This window comes from Candidatus Methylacidiphilales bacterium (genome assembly GCA_033875315.1).
Lineage (GTDB): Bacteria > Verrucomicrobiota > Verrucomicrobiia > Methylacidiphilales > CAZTYG01 > JANRJG01.
Map to the genome: position 1 here is coordinate 1 of JANRJG010000010.1, position 25,795 is coordinate 25,795.

The following is a 25,795-nucleotide window of genomic DNA, read 5'->3' on the forward strand; positions in this document are numbered from 1 at the left end:
GTTGCGGCGGCACCGACCCGCTCCCTTCGTCGTCACTTCCTCACGTATATACTTCATATATGCTCGGTCGTTCCTCCTCGGGTTCGGGCCGGTGGCACTCGCAACGCGGACTTGCCCTATTTTTGAGATGACTTCTAATACTCGTCGTGTTGGCGCAGGAATTCCCTCAGCAATGGGCTGTCCGGGTGGTGCAGGACCCGCGCGGCCGGCCCGCATTCCACCACCCTGCCCTCGGCCAGGAAGACCGCCTGGTCGGCAAAGCGCCGGGCAAAGGGGATCTGGTGGGTCACCAGGATGAAATCCGTCTCCTCTTTGCGGAGCATCTCAATCGTTCCCAGCACCTCGGCGGCCATTTCCGGGTCCAGGGCCGAGGTCGGTTCGTCGAGCAGGAGCAACTTCGGCCGGTGGCCCAGGGCCCGGGCAATGGCCACCCGCTGGCGCTGCCCACCGGACAACTGGCCCGGCTTCTTGTGCCCGTGGTCGCGCAGTCGGAATTGGTCGAGGAGTCCATCCGCCCGCTTTCGGGCATCAGCCTTCGACCATCCGTGCACGTGTAGCAAGGGGAGCATGACATTCTCCAACGCGCTCAAATGCGGGAAGAGGTTGTAACCCTGGAAGACCACGCCGATGCGGCGACGGTAGGCCCGGAGCACATCCTCACCCCCCCCAACTTCCTGTCCATCGATCTGCACCCGTCCATCATCCGCCCGCATCAGACCGGCCAGGATGCGCAGGAGTGTCGACTTGCCGCTGCCCGAGGGACCCAGCAGAACCAGCGAACGCACCCCGTCGGCGACGAAGGTCACCCCGCGCAGAACGGGGACACCGTCAAACGAGCGGTCCACCTGGCGCACTTCAAGTTTCATAGGCCGCCTTGGCTTCCAACGACCGGGTCCAAGCGGTCAGCGGGAGGGTGATGAGGAGGTAACCCACCGCGAGCGGGATGTAGGACTCCAGCGTGCTGTAGGTGAAGGAATTGACCTCCTGGGCGCTCAACGTCAGTTCCTGGATCGAGATAACGTAAAGAAGGGAAGAATCCTTGACCAGCGAAGCGAATTGTCCGGCCAGCGGGGGCAGGCTCTGGCGCAGGGCCTGGGGGAAGATGACCAGCCGGTAGATTTGCCACGGTCCCAGACCGATGGCCCGGGCCGACTCGATCTGCGACGCCGGGACCGACTCGATGCCCGAACGGAAGATTTCCGCCAGGTAGGCGCCGCTGAAGAGAGACAGGATCAGGACCCCGGCGACGTAACGGTTCTCCAGGCCGAAACTGTCGGCGATGACGTAGTAAAAAATCAGGATCTGCACCAACAGCGGTGTCCCGCGGATGACCTCGGTGTAGATGAGGGAGAGGTAGCGGAGCGGAAGGAACGGTTGTCTGCGGGCCAGGGCGGCCAGCAGCCCCACGGCCACACTGCAAACCATGGCGGCGGCGGAGACTCCCAGCGTCACCCACCAGCCCCGGACAAACTTGGGCCAATAGGGAGCGAGGGCGGCCCAATTCCATTCATGATTCCCCTGTTGGAACGACCAACCTAACAACAGGGCCAAGAAGACCACGGCGGCGGCAAAGGAAACCGCATGCACCCAAACGGACGATTCCCCGGTTACCTTTTTCATCCCCGTGTTGGATGCCCTAAAACAGGAACGGGATCCCCTGGGCTTGGAAGGCCTTCTTCTGATCGCTGAGGTATTTGTCCCCCAGGCGGGTGAAGCCCCCGTCGGCACGGAATTTGGCCAGGAAGGCGTTGACCTGGGCGCGCAGGGGTTCGTCGCCCTTGCGCAACCCCACCGCCCATGATTCCGTCTGGATCGGGGCCAGCAGGGCCCGCAGTTTCAAGGGGTCTTTCACGGCTTGTTGGTAAACCGACATCTGGTCGTAAATGAACGCGTCCGCCTTGCCCTGCCCCACTTCCAGCACCGCCGCCGATTCCTTGTCGAAGATCAACAAATCGGCTTTCTGGAAATGCTTCACCGCGTAGAGATGGCCGGTCGTGCCCTTCTTGACCGCCACCCGGCGACCTTTTTCGTCCAGGGCCCCCACCCCGGATAAAGTCGAATGGCGCGTCACCAAAAGCCCCAGACCCGTGGTCAGGTAGGGATCAGAAAAGGCAATCGACCGGGCACGTTCCTCGTTCGCCGTCATGGAGGAAATGATCAGGTCGATTTTACCGGTTTTGAGTGAAGGAATGAGGCCGTCGAAGGCGATGTTGCTGATCTCGAGCGTGCGACCCAGTTCCTTGGCCAAAGCGGCGGCCATATCGACGCTGACCCCGGTCGGCCGGCCTTGTTCATCGGTCATTTCAAAAGGGGGATAGGAAAGCTCCATGCCCACGCGCAAAGGCGGTGCGGCCACCAACCCGGTGCCGGCGGTGAGCGCAAACAGGAAAACCATCAGGCCCGGTTGATGCATGGACGCAGCCTAATCCCGGACGCGCGCAAGGCAAGAGCCGCGGAAGGACGCGCCCCCCTCAAAGACCCTGTTGCAACTCGGATAGTTTGGGACGTTCGTTGGCCACGTCCATTTTCCGACCGCCAACGAATTCCACCCGTCCGTCGTCGCGCGCCTGCAAGGCTGGCGGCAGAGATCCCTGCACTTCGCGGTCTTCCTGGCGCACGATCTGTCCGTTGGCATCGGTCTGGGTGTAGCGGAAGAGTCTCGGCCCAACGGGGTGGAGGACGTGGATGTTGCGGAATGCGTCAATCCGCACCTCGGGTGTGGTGTAGGAAATCACCCGGCCCAGCTTGAATGTGGTGTAAACCAGGTTCTCCCTCGGCTCCTCCACCCGCAGGTAGAGTGACGAGTCCTTTTTGTCGATGAAACGAATCAGGGAAACCACCCGCTGCGAACCCGCCTCCTGGTAGGATTTCGTCCAGATCACTTCACCCTTGCCCACATTGAGAACGAGGGCGTCGGTCAAAAAGGACCGCCCGCCGGGGATCGCCACCGAGGCTTGGACCGAGTACTGTCCGGAGTCCCGGATGGCGTAATGAGGCGTGAGGTCGAAGGTGAGGATTCGCGACGATCCCGGTTCAAGGACCAAGGGCTCGGTTTCCAGCTTGGATTCCGTGCGGACCACCCGCCGGTCGGCGCCCTGGATGATGAACGACAACCACGGGCGGCCTCCGTCGTTGTTGAGCACAATCCGCTCATCGGAGGCATTCGTCAGTTTGACCGAAAGCGGCAAGGCTTCGAAAAGCAGAAAGGTGGACTTCTCCGCGGAAAGAATCACCCGCACCTGGGCTTGCCCCGCCACAGGGGAAAGCAATGCCGCAAACAAGAACCCCCAAACACGCAGTCGAAACATCAGGTCACTCTATCGCAAAGGCCGACTGCGGGCAATAGTCCGGATTATTCCGGCCTTCCACGGGCGGAAGGGTGAAAAACGGCTGACGACGGCCCGGATGGGCACTCCGATTCTTGCCAGAATCGCCGCAGGACCTTATCATGATGCATGGCCCGGTTTATCTCGGCTGGTGGTGGGACGTTGCTGGCCGGGCTTTTCGCCATTGCACTCACCCCTCTGCAAGCCACCGACCTCGACACCATCGGTGTCACCGCCCTCCGGGCCTATGACTCCACCCTGACCGGGAACGGGGTGGCCGTGGCCATGGTCGAGGCAACAGAAACCAACGGGGGATGGCAACCGAACCCCAATGTCTCCGGCTTGAACACATCGCTTTTCAGTTTTTTCAGTGCGAGCACCCCCTACCCCACGGGCAGTTCCTACAACGCGACATTGGAATCCGGTCACGCCACCAGTGTCGGATATCAATTTTACTCCACTCAATTCGGTGTTTCCACAGGCGTCGCCGCGGTCCGGTCATTCGAAGCCAATTACTTCATCGGAGGAGGCGGCATCATCCAAGCCCAAACCAACATCTCCACCCCGATCGTCAACCAAAGCTTTGTCTTCAACTCTACGAGCAACAGCACCTTCGAACAGCTTTACGACCACTACGCGGACCGTTACTCCACACTCTTTGTCAACGGGGTGAATGATACCTCCAACACGTTTTCCCCGCCATCCACCATGTTCAACTGCATCTCCGTCGGTCTGACCGAAACTTACGGAAGCATCACCAACAACAGCAGTGTCGGACCCACGCCCGACGGACGCAGCAAGCCTGATCTGGCGGCTCCCAGTTTCGCCACCAGCTACGCCGCCCCTTATGTCTCCGGCAGCGCGGCCATCCTGCGCCAGGCCGCGCTGCGCAACGACGGCGGCAACAGCACAGCATCCGCCGCCTCGGATCCGCGCACGATCAAAGCCCTCCTCCTCAACGGTGCGGTCAAACCATCGAATTGGACCCGCACCGGCAGCGAACCCCTGGACCGTCGCTTCGGGGCTGGTGTCCTGAACGTCTACAACAGTTATTTCACCCTCAATGGGGGCCGCCAGACGCCCCAATCCTCGGGCAACCAAACAAGCCCCGGCAGTTCCCACCTTCCGGTCAACAACACCAACAACAGCACCACGTTGAACGGGTGGAACCAGCAAACCCTCACCACCATAACCACCGCAGGTGGAAAGGACGTCACCGATCATTACTTTTTCAACCTGCCCAGCGCCAGTAGCAACACCTTCAACGCCACCGCCACCCTGGTCTGGCATCGCCAGAATGGCCAGACCACCATCAACAACCTCGACCTCTTCCTTTACAACACCGTCAACAACACCCTGGTCGCCACCAGCAACAGCACCGTCAACAACGTGGAGCACTTGTACCTCCCCTCCCTGCCCGCCGGGCGGTATTGCCTGCAGGTTTACAAACCGTTCACCGGACGGACCTCCAACGCCGAAACCTACGCCCTCGCCTTCAACTTTGCCGCCAACCCCAAACCCAATGCCCCCACCAACGCCTCCGCCATCCCTCTCTCCAGCAGCTCCCTCCGCCTCCAGTGGACCGACGCCTCGTCTGATGAAACAGGTTTCCGGATTGAAAACAGTTCCAGCGCCAACGGCACCTATTCCGTCCTCACCACCCTCTCGGCAAACAGCACCTCTTATGACCACACCGGGCTCGCCGCCGGCACGACTTACTATTACCGGATCTACGCCACCAAGGCCGCGGGCGATTCCCCCTCGGCCTCCACGTCGAATACAACTTTCACACTGCTGGAGAACTGGAGGCTGGTGAATTTCGGCAACAGCTCCAACTCCGGAAACGGCAGCGATTCGTCCGATCCGGATGGCGACGGCCTCGACAATCTCGTCGAATATGCCACGGGTTCCAGTCCGCTGGATCCGGCCACGGCCAGTCCTCTCGCGCTCGTGAGCGATCCCAGCCGATTGAAGGTCTCTTTCCCGCGCATCGCCGACGCCGACCTGGTCTACGCAATCTGGGCCTCCCCGGACCTGGCCAACTGGGGGACCACCCCCATTTGGACTTCGACCGGAGTGGAAAACACGGCCGGGCCGGTGACCGTCACCGACATCCAGGACATCACTGCCGCCCTCCGACGCTTCCTGCAGTTGCGCATCACCCGCGCCTCGGCCCCTTGATCGTGGAACCCACCCATTTCTGATGCCGGTTCCACCCTTGGAGCGGTTTGCGTTTGATTGACACTGGTTTCAACTCGTTTCTCTTACTCGTTCTCTCCCATTGAGAGCAGGATAAGGACAAAGAGCCTGAGAACGAGTGGCAGATTAAATGCCAAATGCTCTAGGGCCTATCTCCTCCTTGGGCGAGAACCGGAATGAGCAACGCCCCCAGGACCAATTGCCCGATGTGGAACACCACCAATGGGACAGCCAGCACCGCCAGGGGAGGCAGGTCCGCCACGTGTGGCGCTGCGGCGTAAACCGCTCCCGCCATGGGCAGGCCCGCCGCCAGCGTCTTTTGGGAGGCGGCGTAAAAAGCGGCCACGCGCAGGTCGTGGGGCCAGTGGAAACAACCCAGGGCCCGCCAGCACAGAAAACTCCCCACCCCCAGGAGTCCAAGGGTGAGCCCGACCAACCAGCCGAGTGCGGCGCCTGATGACGTCCCATGGCCATCCGCCGACAAACGACAGAGCGAGAAATAAATGATCAGGAAGATCAACACCGATCCGGACTCGCGCAATGACGACTGATGGCGTGCCGCCCAACCCGCCAGCCTCGTCCGCAACACCTGCCCGAGCGCAAAGGGAAGAACCAGTTGGAACAGGATGGTGTTCACCAGGGGTGCCGGATGAACCCGCACCCCGCCGTCCTGGTGCAACAACCAAACCAAGGCGGCGGGTGCGATGAACAGGCCGGCGATGTTGCCCACGACAATATTGAAAAGGGCCACGGCGGCATTCCCACCGGCACGGGACGAAAAAGCCGCATTGGTGGCCACGGTGGTCGGCAAGAAGCACAGGAACATCAAGCCCACCCGGTGCACCGGTTCCAGCGTCGCTCCCGCCAGTGCGACCAGCATCGCACCCATCAACGGGAAAACGACAAACATCCAGACCAGACAGAACACGTGCACCGGCCAGGCCGATAGCCCCCTCCCCACCTCGCGCGCCGGGAGCAGCAGGCCCTGGATCAGGAAAATCAAGGCCACCGCCCAGCCCCCGCTGATTCCGGGATGCATCCAACCACCGGGAGCACCCCACGCGGGAAGAAACAGCGCCAGCCCGAGCGTGACGGCGAGTCCGGCAAAAAACTTCCACAACGGCCGCAGGGACGTCGCGGCACCACGCCATTTTTCTAACATCAATCTCACGCCATTCTCCCCGGGTGGAAGACGCGCAGGATCTCCGACACTCCGGCGCGGTGGGCCCGCACCCGGTCCGGCAGGGGGTGGGACGATGGCGTTTCCAGGGTGAAAACCGGCCCGGCCAGATGCTGCCCCAGGTAAACGGCCTCCGGCCACAGCTCTCCCTCGAAATCCACGGCCCTGCGGTGGATCAGGCCCCGTTCGGCGGCCCGCCCGTCGATCTCCGCCGCTTGCTCGATCGGAATGATCCCGCCCATCGATTCCAGAACCCGGCGTGCGCGGTCGGTCTCCTGGTCCGGATGCAGGTAGTAAAGATACACCCCCCGTGCCTCCCAGTCTTCGTGCAGACAAACCGCCACATCCATGCGCGGCAGGCGTGCAAGCGCCTGACGGTGAGCGGCAATCTCCGGTGTGCGGGCCAGGAAGTAGTCCCGGTTCAGATCCACCCCCTCGGGCGAATCCCTCGTGCCCAATCGCATGCCGCGCGGGTTCAAAAGGGGAAAAAGGTAGACTTCCCAATCCTGCCAAAACCCCGCATCCCGCATCCATTCCGCACAAGCCAGCGGCCCGGCCGGTTCGTCGCCATGAATGCCGGCGGAAAGATAAAGACGCGGGGCTCCCTTGCCTGCGCACCGCCGGAAAGCCGGTAAGCCGGAGGCCTCCAGGGGCTCCCACCCATCAGGACCCTCGCGCCAATACTTCTCCAGTAATGCGACATCGAGCATGGTGGACATTACAAAGCAATCCCCGGTGTGGCGCAAGCAGGGGTTGACTTCCGTCGCGGTTGCGATTGTCTTGGGCCATGACCGGGATCAACCGCGACGAATTGCTTCTGCACATCTGGGAAGCCCTCACGTTCCTGCTCTTCGAGCCAGCAACCCACCAGGCCTTCCTGCTGTACTTCTTCGGTGGCCTGCTCATGCTGGGCCTCGCCCTGGCCAAGGCCCATGGATTTGGCGGCGCACCGTTCAATTCCTTTTGGGTCGGATTGTTCTGCGCCGCATTCTGCCTGGTCGGACTGCTCTCCACGTACGGCCTGCTCCATCTGTATCTGGTGCCCCTGCTCACGGCCCATATTTACCGGATACCGGGCCTGGTCATCGGCACGTCCATGGCGTTCCTGCTCATGGTCGTGCCTTTCACGCGTTTTTGTTTCCGCAGCAGTTATCCGACGAGTCTCATTTCCTGGCTGGCCGCCTTGCTCGTCGCCGCCATCGTGATTTTCGGACTGAAGCAGGCCTACAGCCCCCGACCCACTCTACCGGACCTTTCGGTCAAGGGTTTCGACGCCCTGACCGAACAAGTGGAAAAGACGATCCGCGCCCGAATCAAGGGTTTGCCGGAACCCTAGCACGGAAATCGTCGACCCGTTCGCGGGGAAGACCGGGGTAACCGGGCAGCTTGTCCGCCCATTCCGCCTCGCGCGCCCACCGCCGGCACCAGGGATCGATGGCCACGCAGATGGAGACATCATCGTTGGCCATTTCACGGAAATGAACGAGGGCCTGTTCCATTTCTTCCCGCTGCTCCGACCGACCTGCCTCCACCGCGGCCAGCCACCACCAGGAAGCGCGGTTCCCGGTGGTATTCCCAGCCAGGGCGGCGGCCAAATCGGCCGGAGCCGGGCCGCCGGCTTCTCGTTCGGCCAAATGCTGCCAGGCCAGGGCCCAGGAGGCGTTGGGCAGTTGGGCCGCCGCCTTGGCCGCCTGGATCGCACCCGCCGTGTCCCCCTTCCCCCTCAGGGCCACGGAAAGGCGGACCAAAAACCAGGGTTCCTCCGGTATCAACTCGTGGGCCCGCTTGTATTGCGCCGCGGCAAAATCGAATTGCCCGGCCAGACTGCCCAGGTCGCCCATCATCAGGATGCTCGGCAACACCACTTCTTCCCGGCGGATGGATTCGACAAGGTCGGAATGCATCCGCACCAGGTCCCCCGCCTGGCTGGCCACTCGCCCGGAAAGATACCACCAGCCCACGAAGGTGGGATCCAATTGATAGGCTTCGTCGATCAAGTGGCGCGCCTCTTCATGTTTTCCGAATTTGGCCGCATCCAGGGCCAGTGATGCTTTTTGCAAGGCCTCGGCCAGCGCTTTGGGTTTGAATTCCATCGCCAGGGCCGTGCGGGATCGCCCGGGCGATTCAGGGGCGGGCGTCGAAGTTGCCGGTGCGGTTGCCGGTGCCTGGAGGGGCAGGTCGCCTGAAACTTGGACCACTTCCTGTTCCTCGCCAGGAACCCCCAGATGGTTCCACCAGTCGACGATCTTTGGCCAGTTGTCCACCACCAGATAGGTGGACAGCCCGGAGATGAAAAGAACGGTGAAAACCAGGGCCCATAGATTCGACCGCTCACTCAGCACGACGGATCCGCTGCTGGATGAGTCGGAAAGGTCGAGGCGGACCGCCGATTTGCGCTTTTTGTGGGGTTTGCCCTTGGAAAAAAGCGGGATTCCGGGACTTGGGGATGAACGGCGGGAATGCCGTGATGTTCTGCGTCGTTCCATGGGGCGATTGCCAGGCTTTCTCTCTCAAACTATCGTGTGGGGACCATCCGTCAATGGGTCGGAGTAAACACCGGCCATGGCCGACTGGATTTCCTCTGCAATCGCCTCATCACTGCTTTCCCCCACCTGGATAGGCCGGCCGACCAGGATGCGGCAGCGGCAAAAGGGCCGCGGAATCTGGAACCGATCCCAGGTCTGCAGTTCCCAGAACGAACTGTAGTGGGGGGTGATGGGCACAATCGACAGACCGGTCTTGCGCCCCAGTTGCAGGATGCCGTTGTGCACCTGGTAACGCGGCCCGCGCGGACCGTCGGGGGACAGGGCAAAATCCACCCCGCCCAGGCGCAGGAGGCGGTGGATGGCCAGGAGCGCGGCCACGGCCCCCTTCGAAGAGGATCCCCGGATGGCATCAATGCCAAAACGGGCGGCGATGCCGGAAATAAACGAACCATCCCGGCTTTTGCTCATCAAGACCGTCAATTTGCGTCCGGGATTGAAGCGTTGTTGGATGTAAGGCATGGCCAGGATGCGGTTGTGCCAGAAAACAAAGAGTACCGGCGGACGGTCCCGCACCTGCAACAACCCGTGGTTGTCGACGATCTGGAAACGCAGGGTCGAACACAAGAGACGGATCAAAGCCGGGGCCACACCCTTCAAGAGGCGGGGCAGGATGTGCTTGAGCAGTTTTTTCTTCATGACATCCACCGTTTCTGGAAAATCCGCGACAGGGCCCGGGCCGGGGTGCGGATGAAAAACTCATTGAAAAAAACATCGGGCGGCATCGACTTGGGCTCTTCGATCCTGGCCAGATAGAAAGACGACAGCGCCACCACACCGAGGGTCACCAGGTAAAAGAGACTGAACCGGTTCCAATGAACATCCCCGGTCACCGCTTCCCAGGAACCCACCGCATCGATGCACATTCCCCAGAAGAACGGCATCAGGCCCGCGACCAAACTCGTCACCACGCTGTGCAGGGCGAAGAAATGGCTCCTTCCCATCACCGGAACGGTGGCCATGAGCAGGCGGGTGTTGGCCAGCGAAAAAAGGGCCAGATTGAGGGCCCAGGTCACCTGCGGCAGGGCCAGCACCGCCCAATGGTAGGGAATGATGCGTGCGGCAATCAGGCCCCATGAAGTGAAATGGACCAGTTGCCAGCACAGGGCCACCACCAGCATCGGTTTGTTGCCGACATGGCCCGCCTTGTTGCCGAAAAAAAACACCGCACCCATGTAGGCCACGCCCCAGAGCGCATTGAGGTAAAGAAAGGCGGAATCACTCACCTGGAATGTATCCCTCAGGAAAGGTACGACCAGAACCCCCCCGCAGGCCCAGCCACCCATCATCACCGAATTGAACATCACGATGCGACGGAAGGGGGTGTATCCCCAGATCGCCCGCCAGGGCACCGGTTCTCCAGATCGAGATCGTTCCTCCTCGGGAATGGGCGCGTCCGGAATCCGCTTGAGAAAATGCAGGCTGGCGATCGCCGCGGCAAAGGAAACGGCGAAGACCACGGCAAACCCGTGCCCCCCGCGGTGCCCGGCCAGATAAAGCCCGGCCAAGATCGATGTCAGAACGATGGCGCCCACGCCGAAAGTCTGGTCGATCGAAATGTAACGCCCACGCGCCTTTTCAGGGATCAATTGCGTGATCCAGGGCAGCCAGCCGCAGGCCGAAATGCCCCGGCTTGTATTGTAGCCCAGCAGCAGCAGCAACTCCAGGACCACACGCGTCATGGCGTCCACCCATGAAGGCAAACAAGCCACCCCGATCATCCCGATGATGAAGAAACTGCGCAGGGTCCAGCCCCGCAGCACGAAGGTGCGGTAACCGGTCCGCTCGACATAGCGGGCCGACGGTATCTGCAGGATGTTCAGAAGCGCGGGCATGCCCTGGACAATCCCGATGACGGTGGCGCTGGCACCTAACGATTTGAAATACAACACCATCGGCATGCCCAGAACGATGGAAAACGAGGCCGAGTTGAAGACCTGGAACCAATAGGCATGGTGGATCCCCTCCGGAAGGCCGTCGGACTGCTGCGGATTGGCCTGGGGGGCGGGCAGTTGCATGGGCTCGGTCGGCGGCGGCACCGGCCGCCCTCGCCTCAGTCACGGGGCTTGAGCAGGGGGAAAAAGATCACGTCGCGGATCGACTCCGCCCCGGTCAACAACATGGCCAGCCGGTCGATCCCCAGTCCCAACCCTCCCGCCGGGGGCATGCCCTGTTCCAAGGCGGCCAGAAAATCCTCGTCCAGCTTCTGCGTTTCCGCCCCCGCCTGCTCCAAGAGCCGCTGCCGCTGCACCACCGGATCGTTGAGTTCGCTGTATCCGGGCGAAATCTCCTGCCCGCCGATGATCAGTTCGTACACATCCACCACCGAGGGATCTTCCGCGTTCTGCTTGGCCAATGGCACCAGTTCCTTCGGCAGATGGGTGACAAACAACGGATCCACCGTCTTGGCCTCGACCAACTTCTCGAACACCTGGTTGGTGACCTCGAAATCCTCCAGGGCGGGGATGATCTCGACCCCCAATGACACCGCCCGCTCCCGTCGCTCTTGGGCCGAAAGTTCGAACCAATCCCCACCGGCCACGGAGCGTATACAGTCGCGGTAGGTTCTCCGGGCCCAGGGCCGGGCCAGATTCACCGTCACGGGCTCTTCCGCCCCGTCCATCCGCTTCGAGACCTCCAGTTTGCCATTCAGCAACTGGGCCAGATGGCAGATCAATTCCTCGACCAAACCGGCCATGGTTTCGTAGTCGGCATAGGCCCAGTAGGCCTCGAGCATGGTGAATTCCGGATTGTGCCGCCGTGATATGCCTTCGTTGCGGAAATTCCGGTTCAATTCAAACACCTTCTCGTAACCACCCACCAGCAAACGCTTCAGGTAGAGTTCGGGGGCGATGCGCAGATACAGATCGATGCCCAGGGCATTGTGGTGCGTCTTGAAGGGCTGGGCCGCGGCGCCGCCGGCGATGGCCTGCATCATCGGCGTCTCCACTTCCAGAAAACCGCGCGCTTCGAGGAAATTCCGGGTTTCCCTCACCAGTCGTGCCCGCGCCGTCAGAGTGTCCTTGACTTCACGGTTGCTCACCAGGTCGAGGTAACGCTGGCGGTAGCGTTGCTCCACATCGGTCAGTCCGTGCCACTTGTCCGGAAGCGGACGCAGCGACTTCGTCAAAAAATGCAGCGCCGTCACGTGGATGCTCTGCTCCCCGGTCTTGGTGACAAAGAGCGTGCCCTCGACCCCGATGAAGTCCCCGATGTCGATCAGCTTGAACGTCTCCTGGGAAACCTCCGCCAGGGTCTTGGTCTGGATGTAAACCTGGAGCTTCCCGGTGTCGTCCCCCAGATGCATGAAGTGGCTCTTGCCCATGTCGCGGTGCGAAAGGATCCGACCGGCAAAGCGCACCGCCCGGCCCTCGCTGAAGGCCGCGCGGATCGAAGCGGAGGATTCCGTGCCGGGAAAAGCCCGGCCGAACGGATCCACGCCCAGTGCGCGGAGCTTTTCCATCTTCTCGTGCCGGAAGGCAAGGAGGGCATTCGGTTCTTCCATAGCGAGCTGACGAAGGTAAGGAGATGGAACCCGGCGGGCAACCCTTTTCCCCCGGCCGTTCAAGGTCCCTTCGGACGGGGTTCGAGCCAATCCTGCCAGGAAGGCTCCCATAGCAGACCCCACTGGCGGTAGAACGCGGCCACCGCCCGCGGACGCTCGGCCACGGACCCGGGAAGCTGGACCGTACAAACCCGGCGGGTGCCCTCGTCGGCGAAGCCATTGAACCAGACGGCCCCGCCATACACCCCGGTCTTGCCATAAAAAACCGGTGCCTTCCCACCCCCGGGCCCCGGCCAGCGCATCACTGCCTCCAGGTCAAGCTGGACCGCCGGCGAGGATGCCAGCTGGCCGAATGCCACCCGGCGCATGAACTCGTGGTTGGCCGCCGGGCTCACCAACAATCCCCCTCCCGAGACCAACCGGCCGGAGGCGGCCAGCCAACCGGGCGGCACGGTGCTACCTATCAATCCACTACGCAGGAGATAAGCGTCGAGTTTCTTCTGCGGGAACCGCGCGAAGAGCTGGAGGAAGTAATCATTGCTGGAGTAAAACATGGCCTGGTGCAGGTTCAGTTCCCTCGGCGATCCCGGCACATGCGCATCCGTGCAAACCCGCCGGGTATCCGGCCCTGCCAGCCCCTCTTCGAGGGCCACCCAGGCCAGAAAAACCTTGAACGTCGATGCCAAGCAGACTCCGGTATCGATCCGTTCCTTCGGACCCTCCACATGCGGAGCCCGGTCTTCACGCGTTGAAGTCAGCACCAAGACCGCGGGATCGGCCGCCTGGGCGCCGAACGCACCCACCACCGCCAACAGCCCGCTCAACCCCCACCCGAGGATTCCCCTTTTCGTTTTAACCGGAATCCGTCGCGCTTCCTGCATGACATCGATCCTACTCGGCTGCTGCGCCACCACAATCCCGCCGCACTTCTGCCGCGACACATCAAGCACGATTTCCGTTCATGGCGACGATTGCGAATAACGGCTTTCTCTCGTCCGTTATCATTTTGTAATTACCCGCACATCAAGCACTTAGGTGACTGTGAATAAGCTGCCAATAATACCGGATGTTCAATCGTAATCTACTGCCGGACAACAACTTGTGTATAAATCAACTCCGTGAGTAACGCAAGCAGCACCCGTTATGGATGAGGCGTTTTTCCAGAGCGAACCCTGAAAAAATCACTTCCCGCTACAGGTCCGTGGACCTATGTTTCCCACAAGAACAGGTGGACACCTCCATGACTTCCCATGGAACGATCCTTCACCCGAAGCCCAAACGACGATGGCCGATCTCGAACCTTTGAGAAAAAAGTTGCTCGCCTCGGTGGCCCAGCACCTCACGCTCGACCTCTTCCATCCCGGCAAGGAGCAGATGCTCCGCCTTCAGATTTACCACCACCTTCAGGAGAAGCTCGCGCTGGAGAAGGTGGAAATTGAAGATTCCGTCCTCGATCAATGGGTCGAAGGCGCCATCGCCGGTCTCTCAGAACACCGCCTCACTCCACCACAGCGCCCGGTCTCCGCTCCACCCACCCATTGGACGGTGGATTCGCTGCGTTCACATGTTGCCCCCTACATCGCCGATCACCTCGGGAACGCCCTCTTCGAACCCGGACGCGAGGCCCAACTTTCCGAGGCCGTTTACATCCTGGTCCTGGAAAAAATCCGGGTCGACGCCATCTCCATCGACGAGGCCCTCTTGCGCCAGTTGATCGAGGCCATCAGCAGCGCCATGGGCATCCCCCTGCCCTCGGCACTCAACCAGGCCGTCACGCCGCCGATCAAAACCAACTCCCTTCCCCCTCCTTCCAAACCCCTCGAAACCCAGGCGGCGGATGAGCATGAGAGCGGGAAAAAAGTGGAAACCCGTCCCATCGGACAAACCGAAGCCCCACGCCAACCCCTCACCCCCGATCTCCGCCGACTGATCCTCCTCGATATCGCCCCTCAAATCGATCCCGCCCTGCTCGGGACCGGGCCGACTGAAACCGCCCGCACCGCCATCGCCATGCTCGTCGCCTCCTCGATCCAGAAAATGAGCGTCCAGCTCACCGAGGAAGAGCGCGACAGCATCATCGACACCATCCTTTCCGGCGAGGGCGTCGAATTCCAACTTTGACTCGCGGCTTCCGGCTTTCCTGTTAAGCTCCCGTCATGCTCCACCGCCGCTTCGGAAGAACCGAACTTTCCATGCCCGTCCTCACCTGTGGAGGCATGCGCTACCAGCACCAGTGGACCGATGTCCCGCCGGCCGACATCCCCAAGGCCAACCAGGAAAACCTCGAGCGCACCATCCACCGCGCCCTCGAACTCGGCATCAACCACATCGAAACCGCCCGCGGTTATGGCACCTCCGAAATGCAACTCGGCTGGGTCCTTCCGAAAATCCCCCGCGAAAAACTCATCGTCCAGACCAAGGTTTCCCCCTTCGCCGATCCCAAGGAATTCCTCGCCACCTTCGAAAAATCCATGGCCTACCTCGGCCTCGAATACGTCGATCTCCTTTCCTTCCACGGCATCAACAACCGCGAACTCCTGAACCAGACGGTCCTGGCCCAGGGCTGCCTCAAAATCGGCCGCCAGCTCCAGAAGGAAGGCCGCGCCCGCTTCCTCGGCTTCTCCACCCACGCCGGCCTCGATGTCATCCAGGAAGCCATCAACACGGCCGAGTTCGATTACGTCAACCTCCACTGGTACTGGGTCAACGACCGCAACTGGCCCGCCATCCTCGACGCCACCCGCCTCGACATGGGCGTCTTCATCATCAGCCCCAACGACAAGGGCGGAAAACTCTACGAACCCCCGGACAAACTCGTCCGCCTCTGCGATCCCCTCTCCCCCATGGTCTTCAACGACCTGTATTGTCTCCAGCGTCCTGAAGTTCACACCCTCAGCATCGGTGCCGCCCGCCCCTCCGACTTCGACGAACACATCAAGGCCCTCGAACTCTTCGACCAGGCGGAAACCCTCGTCCCGCCCATCGACCGGCGGCTCCGCCAGGCCATGAAGGAATCCCTCGGTGAAGACTGGCTGCGCGACTGGGAAAAAGGCATCCCCGAATGGGAGCAAGTCCCCGGGCACATCAACATCTGGGAAATCATCCGCCTTTGGAACTATGCCAAAGCCCTCGACCTCGTCGAATTCGCCAAAATGCGCTACAACCTGCTCGGCAACGGCGGCCACTGGTTCCCCGGCCTCAATGCCTCCACTCTGGCCGAACACAACCTCCTGCCCTGCCTCAAGGACAGCCCCTACCGCGAACGCATCGTCGCCATCCTCGCCGAAGCCCACACGATGTTGATCGGCGAAGAAAAGAAGCGCCTCAGCAGCGCCTGAAAAAAGGTCCCCGCGGTGCCGTTAGGAGGTTACCCTTCTACCCATTTGAGTAAAAAAGAGACGAGCGCTACCCGTTATCGCCTTCCAGCGAAGGCCTGACGGCCGGGGCAGACGCCATGTCTCATGCATGACGCATCGGCCGAAGGGATGTCCACCGTCACACGCACACCGCAGGGAAATCTTTCAAAGACCGGAAAATTCACTTCCGAAGTTCACCGCCGGCTTTCTGGGCCACCGCTTGGATGATGGCGCTCTCCCAGCCATTGACGTCCTTCTCTCCCAACGTTCGCTCCGGTGAGCGATAAGTCAAGGCATAGGCCAGGGCTTTCTTGCCTGCGGGCAGCTTGGCCCCGCTGTCGTCCTGGAAAAGGTCGAAGCATTCCACCGTCTCCAATTCCCTGACCCCGGCACCGCGAATGGCCGCGGACAGGCTGGCCTGGCTGACGCTGCGGTCGACCACGAAGGAAAGGTCGCGCTTCACGGCGGGGAACTGTGGCAGGGGCTGGTAACGCGGGGCGGGCGTGGCCGTTTCGGCGGGCAGTGTCCACTCCGCCGCATAGACGACCGCTTTGAGTCCGTGGGCCTTGCGGCGCTCGGCCGGGACGTCGCCCATGAAGGCCGGCTGGCCCAAGACCGGAAACGCGGTGCGGAGGGCTTCGACCACTCCCTGCAGGGTGAAGAAATCAGCCGGGCGGGCCGGCTCGGTCCAGTGGGCCGGACGTTCGTCGCCCACCAGGAGGATGGCCAGGCGGCGTTCTTCCTCCGAACCCTTGCCGGTGCGGCGCGACACCGGGCCGATCTCGAAGCCGCGGAACGTGGTGTTGCCGTGGGCGAGGTTGTGACGCACGCAAGGCAGGAGGGTGTCCAGAAGGTTGGACCGCACACGGGCATTGTCTTCGTTGAGCGGATTCAGGATGGCCACGGCTTCGGACTCGACCGGGAGGGATGCCGGAGTGAAGGTGGTGCTGGCCATCTCATGCAGGCCCAGGGCGCAGAGATGGTGTTTGAGGGCGCGTTCGAAGTCGTAGCGTTTGTCCGCCGGGCCGTGGGTGGCGACTCCGGGGGGAAGTGCCGAGGGGGCTTGGTCCAGCCCGACGATGCGCGCCACTTCCTCGATGAGGTCGATCTCGCGCGCCAGATCGGGACGGTAACTGGGCACCTGCCAACCCGGATCGGAGGGGCTGGCGGCAGGGGTCAGTCCAAGACCCGTCAGGATGGCGTTGACGCGGGCCGGCTCGACCGGGAAGCCGAGCACCCGCGTGATGGAGGCCGGGGACAGCGGCAGGATCCGGTCCTCAACGGCCGGGGTGGGCTGGCTGGCGGCCGGCAGGCTGTCGCAGACCGCCCCCGCGATTTCGATGAGCAGTTCGGTGGCACGGTCGAGGGCCGCAGCCACCAGCCGCGGATCGAGACCCCTTTCGAATCGGTAGGAAGAATCGCTGAGCAACTGGAGGCGGCGCGAGGTGCGGCGGACACCGGCCGGCTGGAAGCGCGCACATTCGAGAAGGATCGTCCGGGTGGCGGCGGAAACTTCCGTTTCCAGGCCGCCCATGACCCCGGCGATGGCCACCGGCCCGGAAGCGTCGGCAATGACAAGATCGTCGGGAGTGAGCAGATAGTCCCGGGCGTTGATGGCCTTGAGTTTCTCCCCTTCCCCGGCCTGCCGGACATGGACCGTGCGACCCTGGAACTTGTCTGCGTCAAAGGCGTGCATGGGCTGGCCCAGTTCGAAGAGGACGAAGTTGGTGATGTCGACGACGTTGTTGACCGCACGGAGTCCGATGGATTCCAGCCGTTGGCGGAGCCATTCGGGGCTGGGACCCACCTGGACGTTTTTGAGTACGCGGAAGGCGTAGTGCGGGCAGCGATCGGGGTTTTCCACCTGCAGCGACCAATCGGAGGAGGCGGGAAGATTGGAAAAGTTGCGGACGGGGGCAGCGGGTTTGGGCGTGGCACCGAGGGCGGCCAGTTCGCGGGCCAGGCCGCGGTAGGAAAGGAGGTCGGCCCGGTTGGGGGTGACTTCCAATTCCATCACGGTGTCGCCGGTGAAGAGGGATTTGACCGGGGTGCCGGGGGCCACCGCCGGGTCGAGGATGAGCAAGCCCTCGGCGTCTTCGGCCAGGCCCAGTTCCTTGGCCGAGCACATCATGCCGCTGGAGCGTTCGCCCCGCAGCTTCGAGTCCTTGATCTCGAAGCCCCCGGGCATGACCGTGCCCGGCAGGGCCAGCGGAACGACGTCGCCCACTTGGTAGTTCTTGGCCCCACAGACGATCTGGCGGGGCTGGCCGGAACCGTCGTCCACCTGGCAGACACTGAGGCGGTCGGCATTGGGGTGCTGCACGCTGGCCAGGATTTTGGCGGCGACAAATCCGTCGCGGTCAAAGCCGGTGGCGTGGACGGCCTCGACCTCGGTGCCGCTCATGGTGAGTTTCTGCACCAATTCATCGGTGCTCCAATCCCACGCGACATGGTCGCGCAACCAGCTCAGGGCCACTTTCATAGGGAGAAAAGAATGCCCGAAGATGGCAGGCTGACAAGCGGCGTGTCTGGGGAACGGGGGACTGAAGGAGTCGGGATTCTGGATGCTGAAAATGGATGTTCCGTGCCCGTGGTTGCGGGGGCTGATGGGTTGCCTCAACGGGAGGGCGAGGCTCTGCCGGGCCGGTTTGAGGCCTTCTTCCAAGGGCGGCTCAGCGGGAGTTTCGCCCTCCCGTAAGGCACTTTTTCGCCCACCGAAAAGGATTCGGGATAAGGGCGCTCCCTCCCCTTCGTTCAGCGAAGGGAACGGTGCGGGCTAGACGGTGGCACCGAGTTCACGCAGACGGTCGCGCAGGCGGGCCGCTTCCTCGTAGTCCTCGGCCCGGATGGCCCGGGCCAGTTCTTGTTCCAGTTCCTGGCGCCGGGCCGGGGGACCCGGGGGGACATGGGAGGGGATTTTGCCGTGGTGGAGCGGGCCCTTCTGCATGTTTTCCACCGCTTCGCCAATGAAGGCACTGAAGCGGACATAACAGGTGGCGCAGCCGAGGCGTCCAGTCTTGCGCACGTCGCCCAGGGTGCAACCGCATTGCGGGCAGGGCCCGGGATCATCCTCACCAGCCACTCCGGTAAAATTCGGCGGGGTTTCCCCGCTTTCGATGCTGGCGCTCTTGAGCAGGAGATCGGCCAGGGCGAAGGGCTCGTTGCTGGTCACACCCAGTTCACGCGCGCACTTCTCGCAGAGATCGATCTTCTGTAGTTTCCCCGCGACCATCTGGGTGAGGAACACCTTGGCCGCATCTTTCTGGCAACGCTCGCAATGCATCAGGCTTCCGTGGGTCTGGCCGCCCGCGGCGCCCATCAACCAACTATAGGCGTGCCCGTGCTGCGGGTCAAATCGTGGAAGGCCGCGGTGAAGCGCTGCGTGACCGGACCGGGCTTGCCATCGCCGATGGTCCGCCCGTCCACTTCACGCACCGGCACGACCTCGGCCGCGGTGCCGGTGAGGAAAATTTCGTCCGCCACCCAGAGGTCGTAGCGGGTCAGTTCGGCCTCGAGGATCGGGGTGCCCGCCTTTTCCGCCAGGTCCATGACGGCCCGGCGCGTGATGCCACCCAAAGCCCCGGCGGAGATGGGCGGGGTCAGGATGCGGCCCTTCTTGATGACGAAGATGTTGTCCGCGGTGCATTCGGCCACATGACCGGTGTCGTTCAACACGATGAGTTCGTCCGCACCAGCCAGGTTGCCCTCGATGCGGGCCAGGACTTGGTTGAGATAATTGAGGGATTTGATCGCCGGGCTGAGCGAGGCCGGACCGATTCGCCGGGTCGAAGCCGTGATGATCTTGAGGCCTTTCTGGTAGACCTCGGGGGGGTAGATGGAGATGCCGGTGGCGATGCAGAAGACGGTGGCCTTGGGGCATTTGTTCGGATTCAGGCCGAGGTCCCCCACCCCGCGGGTGACCACGAGGCGGATGTAGCCATCCTGGATGTTGCTTTCACGGCAGGTGTCCACCACCACGCGGGCCATGGCGGCGCGGTCCATCGGGATGGTCAGGAGGATGGCCTTGGCGGAATCAAACAGGCGGTCGATGTGTTCGTCCAAACGGAAGACACGTCCGTGGTAGGCGCGGATGCCTTCGAAAACGCCGTCGCCATACAACAACCCGTGGTCGAAAACCGAGATTTTCGCGTCCTCTTTGGCGTAAAACTGTCCGTCGATGTAGATCTTCACTGCTGCCTTTCCGTCAGGATTCCGTGGCGCAGTTCCAAGACACGGGAAGCCCGGGCGGCCACTTCGATGTCGTGCGTCACGAGCACAAGAGCCTTCTTTCTTTGCCGGGTCAAATCAAGCAGTAATTTGAGCACGATCTCGCGGTTCTCGCTGTCGAGGTTGCCGGTGGGCTCGTCGGCCAGGACCAGGGCCGGGTCGTTCACCAGGGCCCGGGCCAGGGCCGCCCGTTGTTGCTCGCCCCCGCTCAATTCCCCCGGACGATGGCGGAGGCGGTCGGATAGGCCCACTTCGTCGATGAGTTCCCGCGCCCGGGCGGTGTGGTCCAGGCCGGCCAGCCAGGCGGGCAGGGCGACATTTTCCCAAACATCGAGTTCGGGCATGAGGTGGTAGGACTGGAAAACAAAACCGACCTGGAGACCCCGCCAGCGGGCCAGGGCGCCGGGGGACAGGCCTGCCAGGTCGCGGCCGTTGGCGATGACCTGGCCGGAAGTGGGACGGTCGAGTCCGCCGAGGATTTGCAACAGGGTGGATTTGCCCGAGCCCGAGGCCCCGCGGATGGCCAGGGACTGTTCCGGCAGGATTTCCAAGTCGATGCCGCGCAGGACGGGCAGCGAACCGGACCGCCCGATGGGGTAGGCATGGTGGATGTTTTCCAGGCGGATCATGGGATCATGGGTTGATCATGGGTTGTTAAGGCTCCGGGCGGGGTCGATGCGGGCGGCCGCCAGCGCGGGGATGAGGGCCGCCAGTGTACTCAGGACCACCCCGCAGCAGCCGATGATCAAGACCGTGGGCGGGTCCACCACGGCGGGGATTTCCAGGAAGTGGTAAATCTCGGCCGGAAAGACATCGATGCGGAATGTGCTGGAAAGCCATCCGCTGAATGGGTTCCGGTAGGAAACCAGGGCCAAACCGGCCGCCACGCCGAGAACCGAACCGGCCACCCCCACGACCAAACCATACAGGGTGAAGACCGCCGCCACCTGGGCGTTGCGCGCGCCCAGCGCCTTGAGCAGACCGATGTCCCGGGTCTTTTGCACCGTGACGGTGATGAGCGTGCTCATCAGGCCGAAGGCCGCCACAATCATGATGAAGAGGAGGATGAAAAACATCACCCGCCGCTCGACCGCCACCTGCTGGACCAGGGTGCGGTTCTGGTCGATCCAGGTGACGGCGGTCAGGGGGGGGGCGAGGTCGCGATTGAGCCGTTGCTTGAGTCCATCGGACAGGAGCGCGTGCTCCAGCCGGATGGCCAGACCATGGGCGGCATCGTCGATGGCATACAACCGCTGCGCCTCGGAGAAGCCCAGGATGAGGAAGTTGAAGTCATATTCGAAAAACCCGGTCGAAAAGAGCCCGCGGATGGTGTACTCGGAGGGCAGATAGTAACTATCATCACCCGACTGGCGCGGGCCGCGGAGACGGGAAAGATTGCGGGGCGAATAGACCAGGATCTTGTCCCCGACCCAGGCCTGGTTGCGGCGGGCCCATTCGTCGCCCACGATGACCGAGTCAGGCCCCAGGATCCATTCACCCGCGACCAGCCGGCCTTTCATCGGAATGACCGCCTCGTGGGTGCTGGGGTCGATGCCCTTGATGAACGGTGTGGAGACGCGCCCGCCCGATTCGACCAGAACCGGACCGAGAATGAACGGGGTGACCGCAACCACCCCGGGCTCCCTGGCCACCCGGTCCATGACTTCGCGGTAGTCGCGCATCAGGCCGTAGTTGGTCACAGTGACGTGGGCGTTGAAGCCGACGATTTTCTCGCGCAACTGCCGTTCAAAGCCCTCCATGACCGAAAGGACCACGATGAGCACGGCCACCCCGACCAGCACGCCCAGGAGGGAAAGGATGGTGATGGCCGAGACGTAGCTGCGTTTGGGGCGGAGAAATTTCAGGGCCAGGTGCAATTCCACCCAGCGGTGCGGGACCACGGTCATGTGTAGAAGAAGCTGCCCGAGGAGACGCCCTCTGGCAAGGGGGAGAGATCCTCCCTCATGAAGGTCGGCCCGGCGTCAGAAAGCACTCCAAACGGAGCGGAAGGGCCGGGAGGCGCGAAAATCAAAACCGCAAGCTGCCCGTATCAAAGCCCACCCGGATGGCTTCCTGTTTTTTGTTCCAACTGGCCGGGCACACCATTCCGGGGTTTTCCCGCACAAACTGCAGGGCGTCGATCTTCCGCAACAATTCATCCACATTGCGGCCGATGGAGTTGTCCTGCATTTCCAGGCACTTGAGCACCCCATCCGGATCGATGACAAAGGTGCCGCGCTGGCTGATGCGCTGTTCCGGGCAGTAGGTGCCGAAAAAACGGCTCAGTTCCCCGCCCGTATCCGAGATCATGGGAAATTTTATTTTCTGCAATCGGATGTCGCCCTGCTTCCACGCTTTGTGCACGTAGACCGAATCCATGCTGACCGTGGCCACGCACACCCCGTTAGACTCGAAGTCCGCCGCGCGCTCGGCCAATTCGGCCAGCTCGGTCGGACATACCATGGAAAAATCCGCTGGATAAAAAACCAGGACCAACCAACGACCGCAAAAATGCGACAGCTTGAAGATTTCGATCCGGTCGTCCGTGTAGGCCAACAACTCGAAGTCCGGAACCTTCTCACCCAGGTGGATCTTGCTCTCCGTCGGAACACTCGTGGTCATGGGCTAGGTTTATTCGCTCCCCTCCCCCCTGGGAAGGCCAAAAAATCCACCCCACTCGGCCCCTGCTGTCGGTTCGATTCAAACGGGAATGGGCGACGCCCTCCGATAACAAATCTTTGCAAACGGGTACCGTCTCCATAAACTGACTGCGTGATCGCCGCCCAGGGTTTCCAAGCACCACCGCTTCCCGCCAACGAAGGCGAACGGTTGCAGGCACTCCGGGCCCTGCGCATCGTCGACACCCCGCCCGAGGAACGCTACGACCGCATCGTCCGCATCACCGCCCGCGTCTTCCAAGTGCCCATTGCCTACATCTCCTTCGTCGAAGAGGACCGGCAATGGTTCAAGGCCCGCCAGGGGGTGTGCGCCATCGGCGGTTCCCGCGACCAGTCCTTCTGCGGACACGCCATTCTGGGCGACGAACCCCTGGTCATCGCCGACACCCACCAGGACGCCCGGTTCCGCTTCAATCCGATGGTCACGGGTGAGATGGGTGTCCGTTTTTATGCCGGCGCCCCGATCCGCTCCGCTGGCGGCGAGAAAGTGGGCACCCTCTGCCTGATGGACAGGCAGTCGCGGCAACTCCACCCCGGCGAAATCACCCTTCTCAAGGAACTGGCACTCCTGGTCGAGCACGAACTGGGCCTGGTCGACGTGGTGGTCATGCAGCAAAAGGTTCTGGACAGCCAGCGCGAGCTGGCCGAAGAAAAGCGCAAGTCCGACGAATTGCTGCGCAACATCCTGCCCGAGCACGTGGCGGAAGAACTCAAGCTGCACGGACGGGTCAATCCCGTTCTGCACGACGAAATCGGCGTCCTGTTCTCCGACTTCACCGACTTCACCCGGGTTTCCGCCACCATGCAGCCGCAGGAACTGGTGGAAGAACTCAACACCTGCTTCTCCGCCTTCGACCACATCACCGACCGGCACGGGGTGGAAAAGCTGAAAACCATCGGCGATGGTTACCTGTGTGTGTGCGGATTGGAATCCGGCATCAACGGCCATGCCCGGGCGCTCCTGCAAACGGCCTTTGAGATGCGGGAATTCGTCGCCCGGCGCCAGGCGGCCAAGGAGGCCGCGGGCCAACCCTATTGGAACCTCCGCATCGGCCTCCACTGCGGACCAGCCGTCGCGGGCGTGGTCGGCAGCCGGAAGTTTGCCTACGACATCTGGGGCGACACCGTCAATACGGCGGCACGGCTGGAAACGGCGGCCGAGCCCGGTCGCATCAACGTCTCGGGTCCCTTCCTGGCCCATCTCGATGGCCAGGTGATTGCGGAAGTCCGGGGCGAATTGCCACTGAAAGGCAAGGGCCTGGTCCCCCAATTTTTTGTCGACAGTTGGATCGCCTGATTTTTCCCTATCCCTTCGACGGAACGACAAGATCCACGGGAGGGCGATCTTCCACCGTCGCCCGGCCTATGGCGGGACAAGCCGAGCGCGTTTGCCTTTGGAGGTTCACCCCATCGGATGGCTCATGATTCCTCGGATCCCTGCAGCATTTTGCATTTAATCAGCCACTCGTTCTCATACTCTTTCTCTTTCTCGTACTCTCTGAATGGGAGAGAGCGAGCACGAGAGCGAGTAAGAGAAACGATCCGAGTTCCCAAGGTGGAACGCGATCTTCCGCCGTCGCCCGGCCCATGGCGGGACAGCCAAGCGCGTTTGCCTTTGGAGGTTTACCCCATCGGATGGCTCATTTTCCTTCTGATACCAAATCCGATTGATTAGGCGCGAAAGCGCCCCGGAGGGCCGCACGCTGTGCGGCTTGGTCGTCCCGTGATGCTTTGCAAACGGGACCTGTCGGAGAACACGTTTCACGTGGCGACCCTCCGATTGAAACAGGCTCATTTTCCCTCTGATTGCTAGACCGTCCAGGCGATCTGCCTGCCTTCCTCCGCGGCAAAGACCGCCAGATCGCCGCCCAGCCGCGCGGCCCGTGCGGCACAACTCCGGGCCAATGCATCCATCTCCTCGTCGGAATGCGAGGGATCGTGGTGGAAGAGGGCCAGTTGCTTCACCCCCGCCTGCACGGCCCAATCGGTCACGGTGTGGGCGCTCGAATGGCCCCAGTCCGGGTGGGCCAGGTAGGCCGCGTCGGTGAACTGGGCATCGGCGATCAGGAGATCCGCACCGCGGGCCGCCTCGAGACAGGCCTGGGGCACCGGGCGCAGACGCTCGGGTGATTGACCGTCCCAATCGATTTGATGGTCGGTGGCGTAGACCACCTTGCGCCCACCCACCCCAAAGATATACCCCGTGCTGCCACCCGGATGGTTCAGGGGAAAAGCCTCCACCGCCACCGGGCCGATGTGTCCCCTTCCCTCCTCCAGAAAGGCCGGCACCACCGCGGCCTTCAACGAAAGAAAGGAAATGGGGAAATAGCCGCCCTGCATCTGCCCCGAAAGAAGTTGGTAATGGCGGTCGTCCGACGGTCCATTGCCATAGATGCGGATGCGGTTTTGCGAATGATAGGCCGGGGCGAAGAACGGAAAGCCCTGGATGTGGTCCCAATGCGCGTGGGTCAGGAAGAGGTGGACATCGAGCGGATGCGGGTGGCGCCGGAGCAAGTCCAGGCCCAAGGGACGGATGCCGGAACCGGCGTCGCACACGATGAGCGTATCGCCCACCGCGATTTCCACACAGGCCGTGTTGCCTCCGAATCGCCGGGTCGCATCCCCCGGGGTCGGAATCGATCCCCTCACCCCCCAGAACGTCACCTTCAAATCCATGAAGTATCCATTAGCGAAACAAAGCCATCTGGCGAGCGTCCCCTCGGCAGCCGCCGGACACAGATGGATTCTTCTCTCACTCTCCATTCTATTTGCATACATATG

At 62.3% G+C, this 25,795-nt stretch carries 23 protein-coding genes and 1 other RNA gene; 5 read left to right on the forward strand and 19 right to left on the reverse strand.

The features are described 5' to 3' along the window. Positions 1–134: 134 nt before the first annotated feature. From SFU85_03495 to SFU85_03510, 4 genes are read right to left on the reverse strand one after another with little or no spacing between them, the layout of a single operon-like run. On the reverse strand, positions 135–866 hold the full coding sequence (locus SFU85_03495) for an amino acid ABC transporter ATP-binding protein (GenBank protein MDX6765833.1): 732 nt from the start codon (positions 864–866) through the stop codon (positions 135–137). Then, a complete protein-coding gene (locus SFU85_03500; protein MDX6765834.1) occupies positions 856–1,620 on the reverse strand; it encodes an amino acid ABC transporter permease in 765 nt (254 codons plus the stop codon). The genes SFU85_03495 and SFU85_03500 overlap by 11 nt, the downstream gene beginning before the upstream one ends. A 16-nt stretch (positions 1,621–1,636) precedes the next feature. Then, the gene (locus SFU85_03505) at positions 1,637–2,413 is read right to left on the reverse strand and encodes a transporter substrate-binding domain-containing protein (GenBank protein ID MDX6765835.1); all 777 of its coding nucleotides are present in this window, start codon (positions 2,411–2,413) and stop codon (positions 1,637–1,639) included. 58 nt (positions 2,414–2,471) lie between these two features. Next, positions 2,472–3,308, reverse strand: a complete 837-nt coding sequence (locus SFU85_03510; protein ID MDX6765836.1) for a hypothetical protein — start codon at positions 3,306–3,308, stop codon at positions 2,472–2,474. Between the two features lie 147 nt (positions 3,309–3,455). Here SFU85_03510 and SFU85_03515 point away from each other — a divergent pair, with 147 nt between their 5' ends. Then, positions 3,456–5,507, forward strand: coding sequence for a fibronectin type III domain-containing protein (locus SFU85_03515; protein ID MDX6765837.1), 2,052 nt, complete (start codon positions 3,456–3,458; stop codon positions 5,505–5,507). Between the two features lie 160 nt (positions 5,508–5,667). On the opposite strand, the gene SFU85_03520 is transcribed toward SFU85_03515, so the two are convergent. Beyond that, positions 5,668–6,687, reverse strand: coding sequence for a bile acid:sodium symporter (locus tag SFU85_03520; GenBank protein MDX6765838.1), 1,020 nt, complete (start codon positions 6,685–6,687; stop codon positions 5,668–5,670). Between the two features lie 5 nt (positions 6,688–6,692). After that, a complete protein-coding gene (locus tag SFU85_03525) occupies positions 6,693–7,424 on the reverse strand; it encodes a M14 family metallocarboxypeptidase (protein MDX6765839.1) in 732 nt (243 codons plus the stop codon). A gap of 68 nt (positions 7,425–7,492) precedes the next feature. On the opposite strand from SFU85_03525, the gene SFU85_03530 reads away from it, so the two are divergent. Then, positions 7,493–8,041 carry a hypothetical protein gene (locus SFU85_03530; GenBank protein ID MDX6765840.1) on the forward strand — a complete coding sequence of 183 codons (549 nt, stop codon included), beginning with the start codon at positions 7,493–7,495 and terminating at the stop codon, positions 8,039–8,041. Here SFU85_03530 and SFU85_03535 read toward each other — a convergent pair. The 5 genes from SFU85_03535 to SFU85_03555 are packed head-to-tail and all read right to left on the reverse strand — an operon-like array spanning position 8,019 to position 13,703. Then, the gene (locus SFU85_03535; protein ID MDX6765841.1) at positions 8,019–9,191 is read right to left on the reverse strand and encodes a hypothetical protein; all 1,173 of its coding nucleotides are present in this window, start codon (positions 9,189–9,191) and stop codon (positions 8,019–8,021) included. The genes SFU85_03530 and SFU85_03535 overlap by 23 nt on opposite strands. Before the next feature lie 24 nt (positions 9,192–9,215). After that, positions 9,216–9,887, reverse strand: a complete 672-nt coding sequence (locus SFU85_03540; GenBank protein MDX6765842.1) for a lysophospholipid acyltransferase family protein — start codon at positions 9,885–9,887, stop codon at positions 9,216–9,218. After that, positions 9,884–11,266, reverse strand: a complete 1,383-nt coding sequence (locus tag SFU85_03545; protein ID MDX6765843.1) for an MFS transporter — start codon at positions 11,264–11,266, stop codon at positions 9,884–9,886. The genes SFU85_03540 and SFU85_03545 overlap by 4 nt, the downstream gene beginning before the upstream one ends. 35 nt (positions 11,267–11,301) lie before the next feature. Then, the gene (gene lysS / locus SFU85_03550) at positions 11,302–12,753 is read right to left on the reverse strand and encodes a lysine--tRNA ligase (GenBank protein MDX6765844.1); all 1,452 of its coding nucleotides are present in this window, start codon (positions 12,751–12,753) and stop codon (positions 11,302–11,304) included. A gap of 59 nt (positions 12,754–12,812) precedes the next feature. Continuing rightward, positions 12,813–13,703, reverse strand: coding sequence for a penicillin-binding transpeptidase domain-containing protein (locus tag SFU85_03555; protein ID MDX6765845.1), 891 nt, complete (start codon positions 13,701–13,703; stop codon positions 12,813–12,815). 259 nt (positions 13,704–13,962) lie between these two features. Here SFU85_03555 and SFU85_03560 point away from each other — a divergent pair, with 259 nt between their 5' ends. Together SFU85_03560 and SFU85_03565 are read left to right on the forward strand one after the other, a co-directional pair. Next, on the forward strand, positions 13,963–14,874 hold the full coding sequence (locus SFU85_03560; protein ID MDX6765846.1) for a hypothetical protein: 912 nt from the start codon (positions 13,963–13,965) through the stop codon (positions 14,872–14,874). Between the two features lie 35 nt (positions 14,875–14,909). Next, a complete protein-coding gene (locus SFU85_03565; protein ID MDX6765847.1) occupies positions 14,910–16,091 on the forward strand; it encodes an aldo/keto reductase in 1,182 nt (393 codons plus the stop codon). Between the two features lie 3 nt (positions 16,092–16,094). Here SFU85_03565 and ssrS read toward each other — a convergent pair. From ssrS to SFU85_03600, 7 genes are all read right to left on the reverse strand, one after another. Further along, positions 16,095–16,271: non-coding RNA, 6S RNA (gene ssrS / locus SFU85_03570), on the reverse strand. Between the two features lie 19 nt (positions 16,272–16,290). After that, on the reverse strand, positions 16,291–18,591 hold the full coding sequence (gene pheT, locus SFU85_03575) for a phenylalanine--tRNA ligase subunit beta (protein MDX6765848.1): 2,301 nt from the start codon (positions 18,589–18,591) through the stop codon (positions 16,291–16,293). 294 nt (positions 18,592–18,885) lie between these two features. Next, positions 18,886–19,428, reverse strand: a complete 543-nt coding sequence (locus SFU85_03580) for a UvrB/UvrC motif-containing protein (GenBank protein ID MDX6765849.1) — start codon at positions 19,426–19,428, stop codon at positions 18,886–18,888. After that, positions 19,428–20,300 carry a branched-chain-amino-acid transaminase gene (gene ilvE, locus SFU85_03585; protein MDX6765850.1) on the reverse strand — a complete coding sequence of 291 codons (873 nt, stop codon included), beginning with the start codon at positions 20,298–20,300 and terminating at the stop codon, positions 19,428–19,430. Before ilvE ends, SFU85_03580 begins: the two co-directional genes overlap by 1 nt. Then, a complete protein-coding gene (locus SFU85_03590; GenBank protein MDX6765851.1) occupies positions 20,297–20,965 on the reverse strand; it encodes an ABC transporter ATP-binding protein in 669 nt (222 codons plus the stop codon). Before SFU85_03590 ends, ilvE begins: the two co-directional genes overlap by 4 nt. 15 nt (positions 20,966–20,980) lie before the next feature. Next, positions 20,981–22,243, reverse strand: a complete 1,263-nt coding sequence (locus SFU85_03595; GenBank protein MDX6765852.1) for an ABC transporter permease — start codon at positions 22,241–22,243, stop codon at positions 20,981–20,983. Positions 22,244–22,364: 121 nt separating this feature from the next. Next, positions 22,365–22,958: a peroxiredoxin gene (locus SFU85_03600; GenBank protein ID MDX6765853.1), complete on the reverse strand. Its 594-nt coding sequence runs from the start codon at positions 22,956–22,958 to the stop codon at positions 22,365–22,367. Between the two features lie 150 nt (positions 22,959–23,108). Here SFU85_03600 and SFU85_03605 point away from each other — a divergent pair, with 150 nt between their 5' ends. Further along, complete coding sequence (locus SFU85_03605) at positions 23,109–24,311, forward strand: adenylate/guanylate cyclase domain-containing protein (GenBank protein ID MDX6765854.1); 1,203 nt, start codon at positions 23,109–23,111, stop codon at positions 24,309–24,311. A gap of 512 nt (positions 24,312–24,823) precedes the next feature. Here SFU85_03605 and SFU85_03610 read toward each other — a convergent pair. Beyond that, positions 24,824–25,690 (reverse strand): MBL fold metallo-hydrolase, encoded by an 867-nt coding sequence (locus tag SFU85_03610; protein ID MDX6765855.1) that lies wholly within the window; start codon positions 25,688–25,690, stop codon positions 24,824–24,826. Positions 25,691–25,795 lie beyond the last annotated feature (105 nt).

Coding starts and splice junctions, on each gene's coding strand:
- SFU85_03495 (MDX6765833.1), bottom strand. CDS start 866: ATGAAACTTGAAGTGCGCCAGGTGGACCGCTCGTTTGACGGTGTCCCC.
- SFU85_03500 (MDX6765834.1), bottom strand. CDS start 1,620: ATGAAAAAGGTAACCGGGGAATCGTCCGTTTGGGTGCATGCGGTTTCC.
- SFU85_03505 (MDX6765835.1), bottom strand. CDS start 2,413: ATGCATCAACCGGGCCTGATGGTTTTCCTGTTTGCGCTCACCGCCGGC.
- SFU85_03510 (MDX6765836.1), bottom strand. CDS start 3,308: ATGTTTCGACTGCGTGTTTGGGGGTTCTTGTTTGCGGCATTGCTTTCC.
- SFU85_03515 (MDX6765837.1), top strand. CDS start 3,456: ATGGCCCGGTTTATCTCGGCTGGTGGTGGGACGTTGCTGGCCGGGCTT.
- SFU85_03520 (MDX6765838.1), bottom strand. CDS start 6,687: ATGTTAGAAAAATGGCGTGGTGCCGCGACGTCCCTGCGGCCGTTGTGG.
- SFU85_03525 (MDX6765839.1), bottom strand. CDS start 7,424: ATGTCCACCATGCTCGATGTCGCATTACTGGAGAAGTATTGGCGCGAG.
- SFU85_03530 (MDX6765840.1), top strand. CDS start 7,493: ATGACCGGGATCAACCGCGACGAATTGCTTCTGCACATCTGGGAAGCC.
- SFU85_03535 (MDX6765841.1), bottom strand. CDS start 9,191: ATGGAACGACGCAGAACATCACGGCATTCCCGCCGTTCATCCCCAAGT.
- SFU85_03540 (MDX6765842.1), bottom strand. CDS start 9,887: ATGAAGAAAAAACTGCTCAAGCACATCCTGCCCCGCCTCTTGAAGGGT.
- SFU85_03545 (MDX6765843.1), bottom strand. CDS start 11,266: ATGCAACTGCCCGCCCCCCAGGCCAATCCGCAGCAGTCCGACGGCCTT.
- lysS (MDX6765844.1), bottom strand. CDS start 12,753: ATGGAAGAACCGAATGCCCTCCTTGCCTTCCGGCACGAGAAGATGGAA.
- SFU85_03560 (MDX6765846.1), top strand. CDS start 13,963: ATGTTTCCCACAAGAACAGGTGGACACCTCCATGACTTCCCATGGAAC.
- SFU85_03565 (MDX6765847.1), top strand. CDS start 14,910: ATGCTCCACCGCCGCTTCGGAAGAACCGAACTTTCCATGCCCGTCCTC.
- pheT (MDX6765848.1), bottom strand. CDS start 18,591: ATGAAAGTGGCCCTGAGCTGGTTGCGCGACCATGTCGCGTGGGATTGG.
- SFU85_03580 (MDX6765849.1), bottom strand. CDS start 19,428: ATGGGCGCCGCGGGCGGCCAGACCCACGGAAGCCTGATGCATTGCGAG.
- SFU85_03590 (MDX6765851.1), bottom strand. CDS start 20,965: ATGATCCGCCTGGAAAACATCCACCATGCCTACCCCATCGGGCGGTCC.
- SFU85_03595 (MDX6765852.1), bottom strand. CDS start 22,243: ATGACCGTGGTCCCGCACCGCTGGGTGGAATTGCACCTGGCCCTGAAA.
- SFU85_03600 (MDX6765853.1), bottom strand. CDS start 22,958: ATGACCACGAGTGTTCCGACGGAGAGCAAGATCCACCTGGGTGAGAAG.
- SFU85_03610 (MDX6765855.1), bottom strand. CDS start 25,690: ATGGATTTGAAGGTGACGTTCTGGGGGGTGAGGGGATCGATTCCGACC.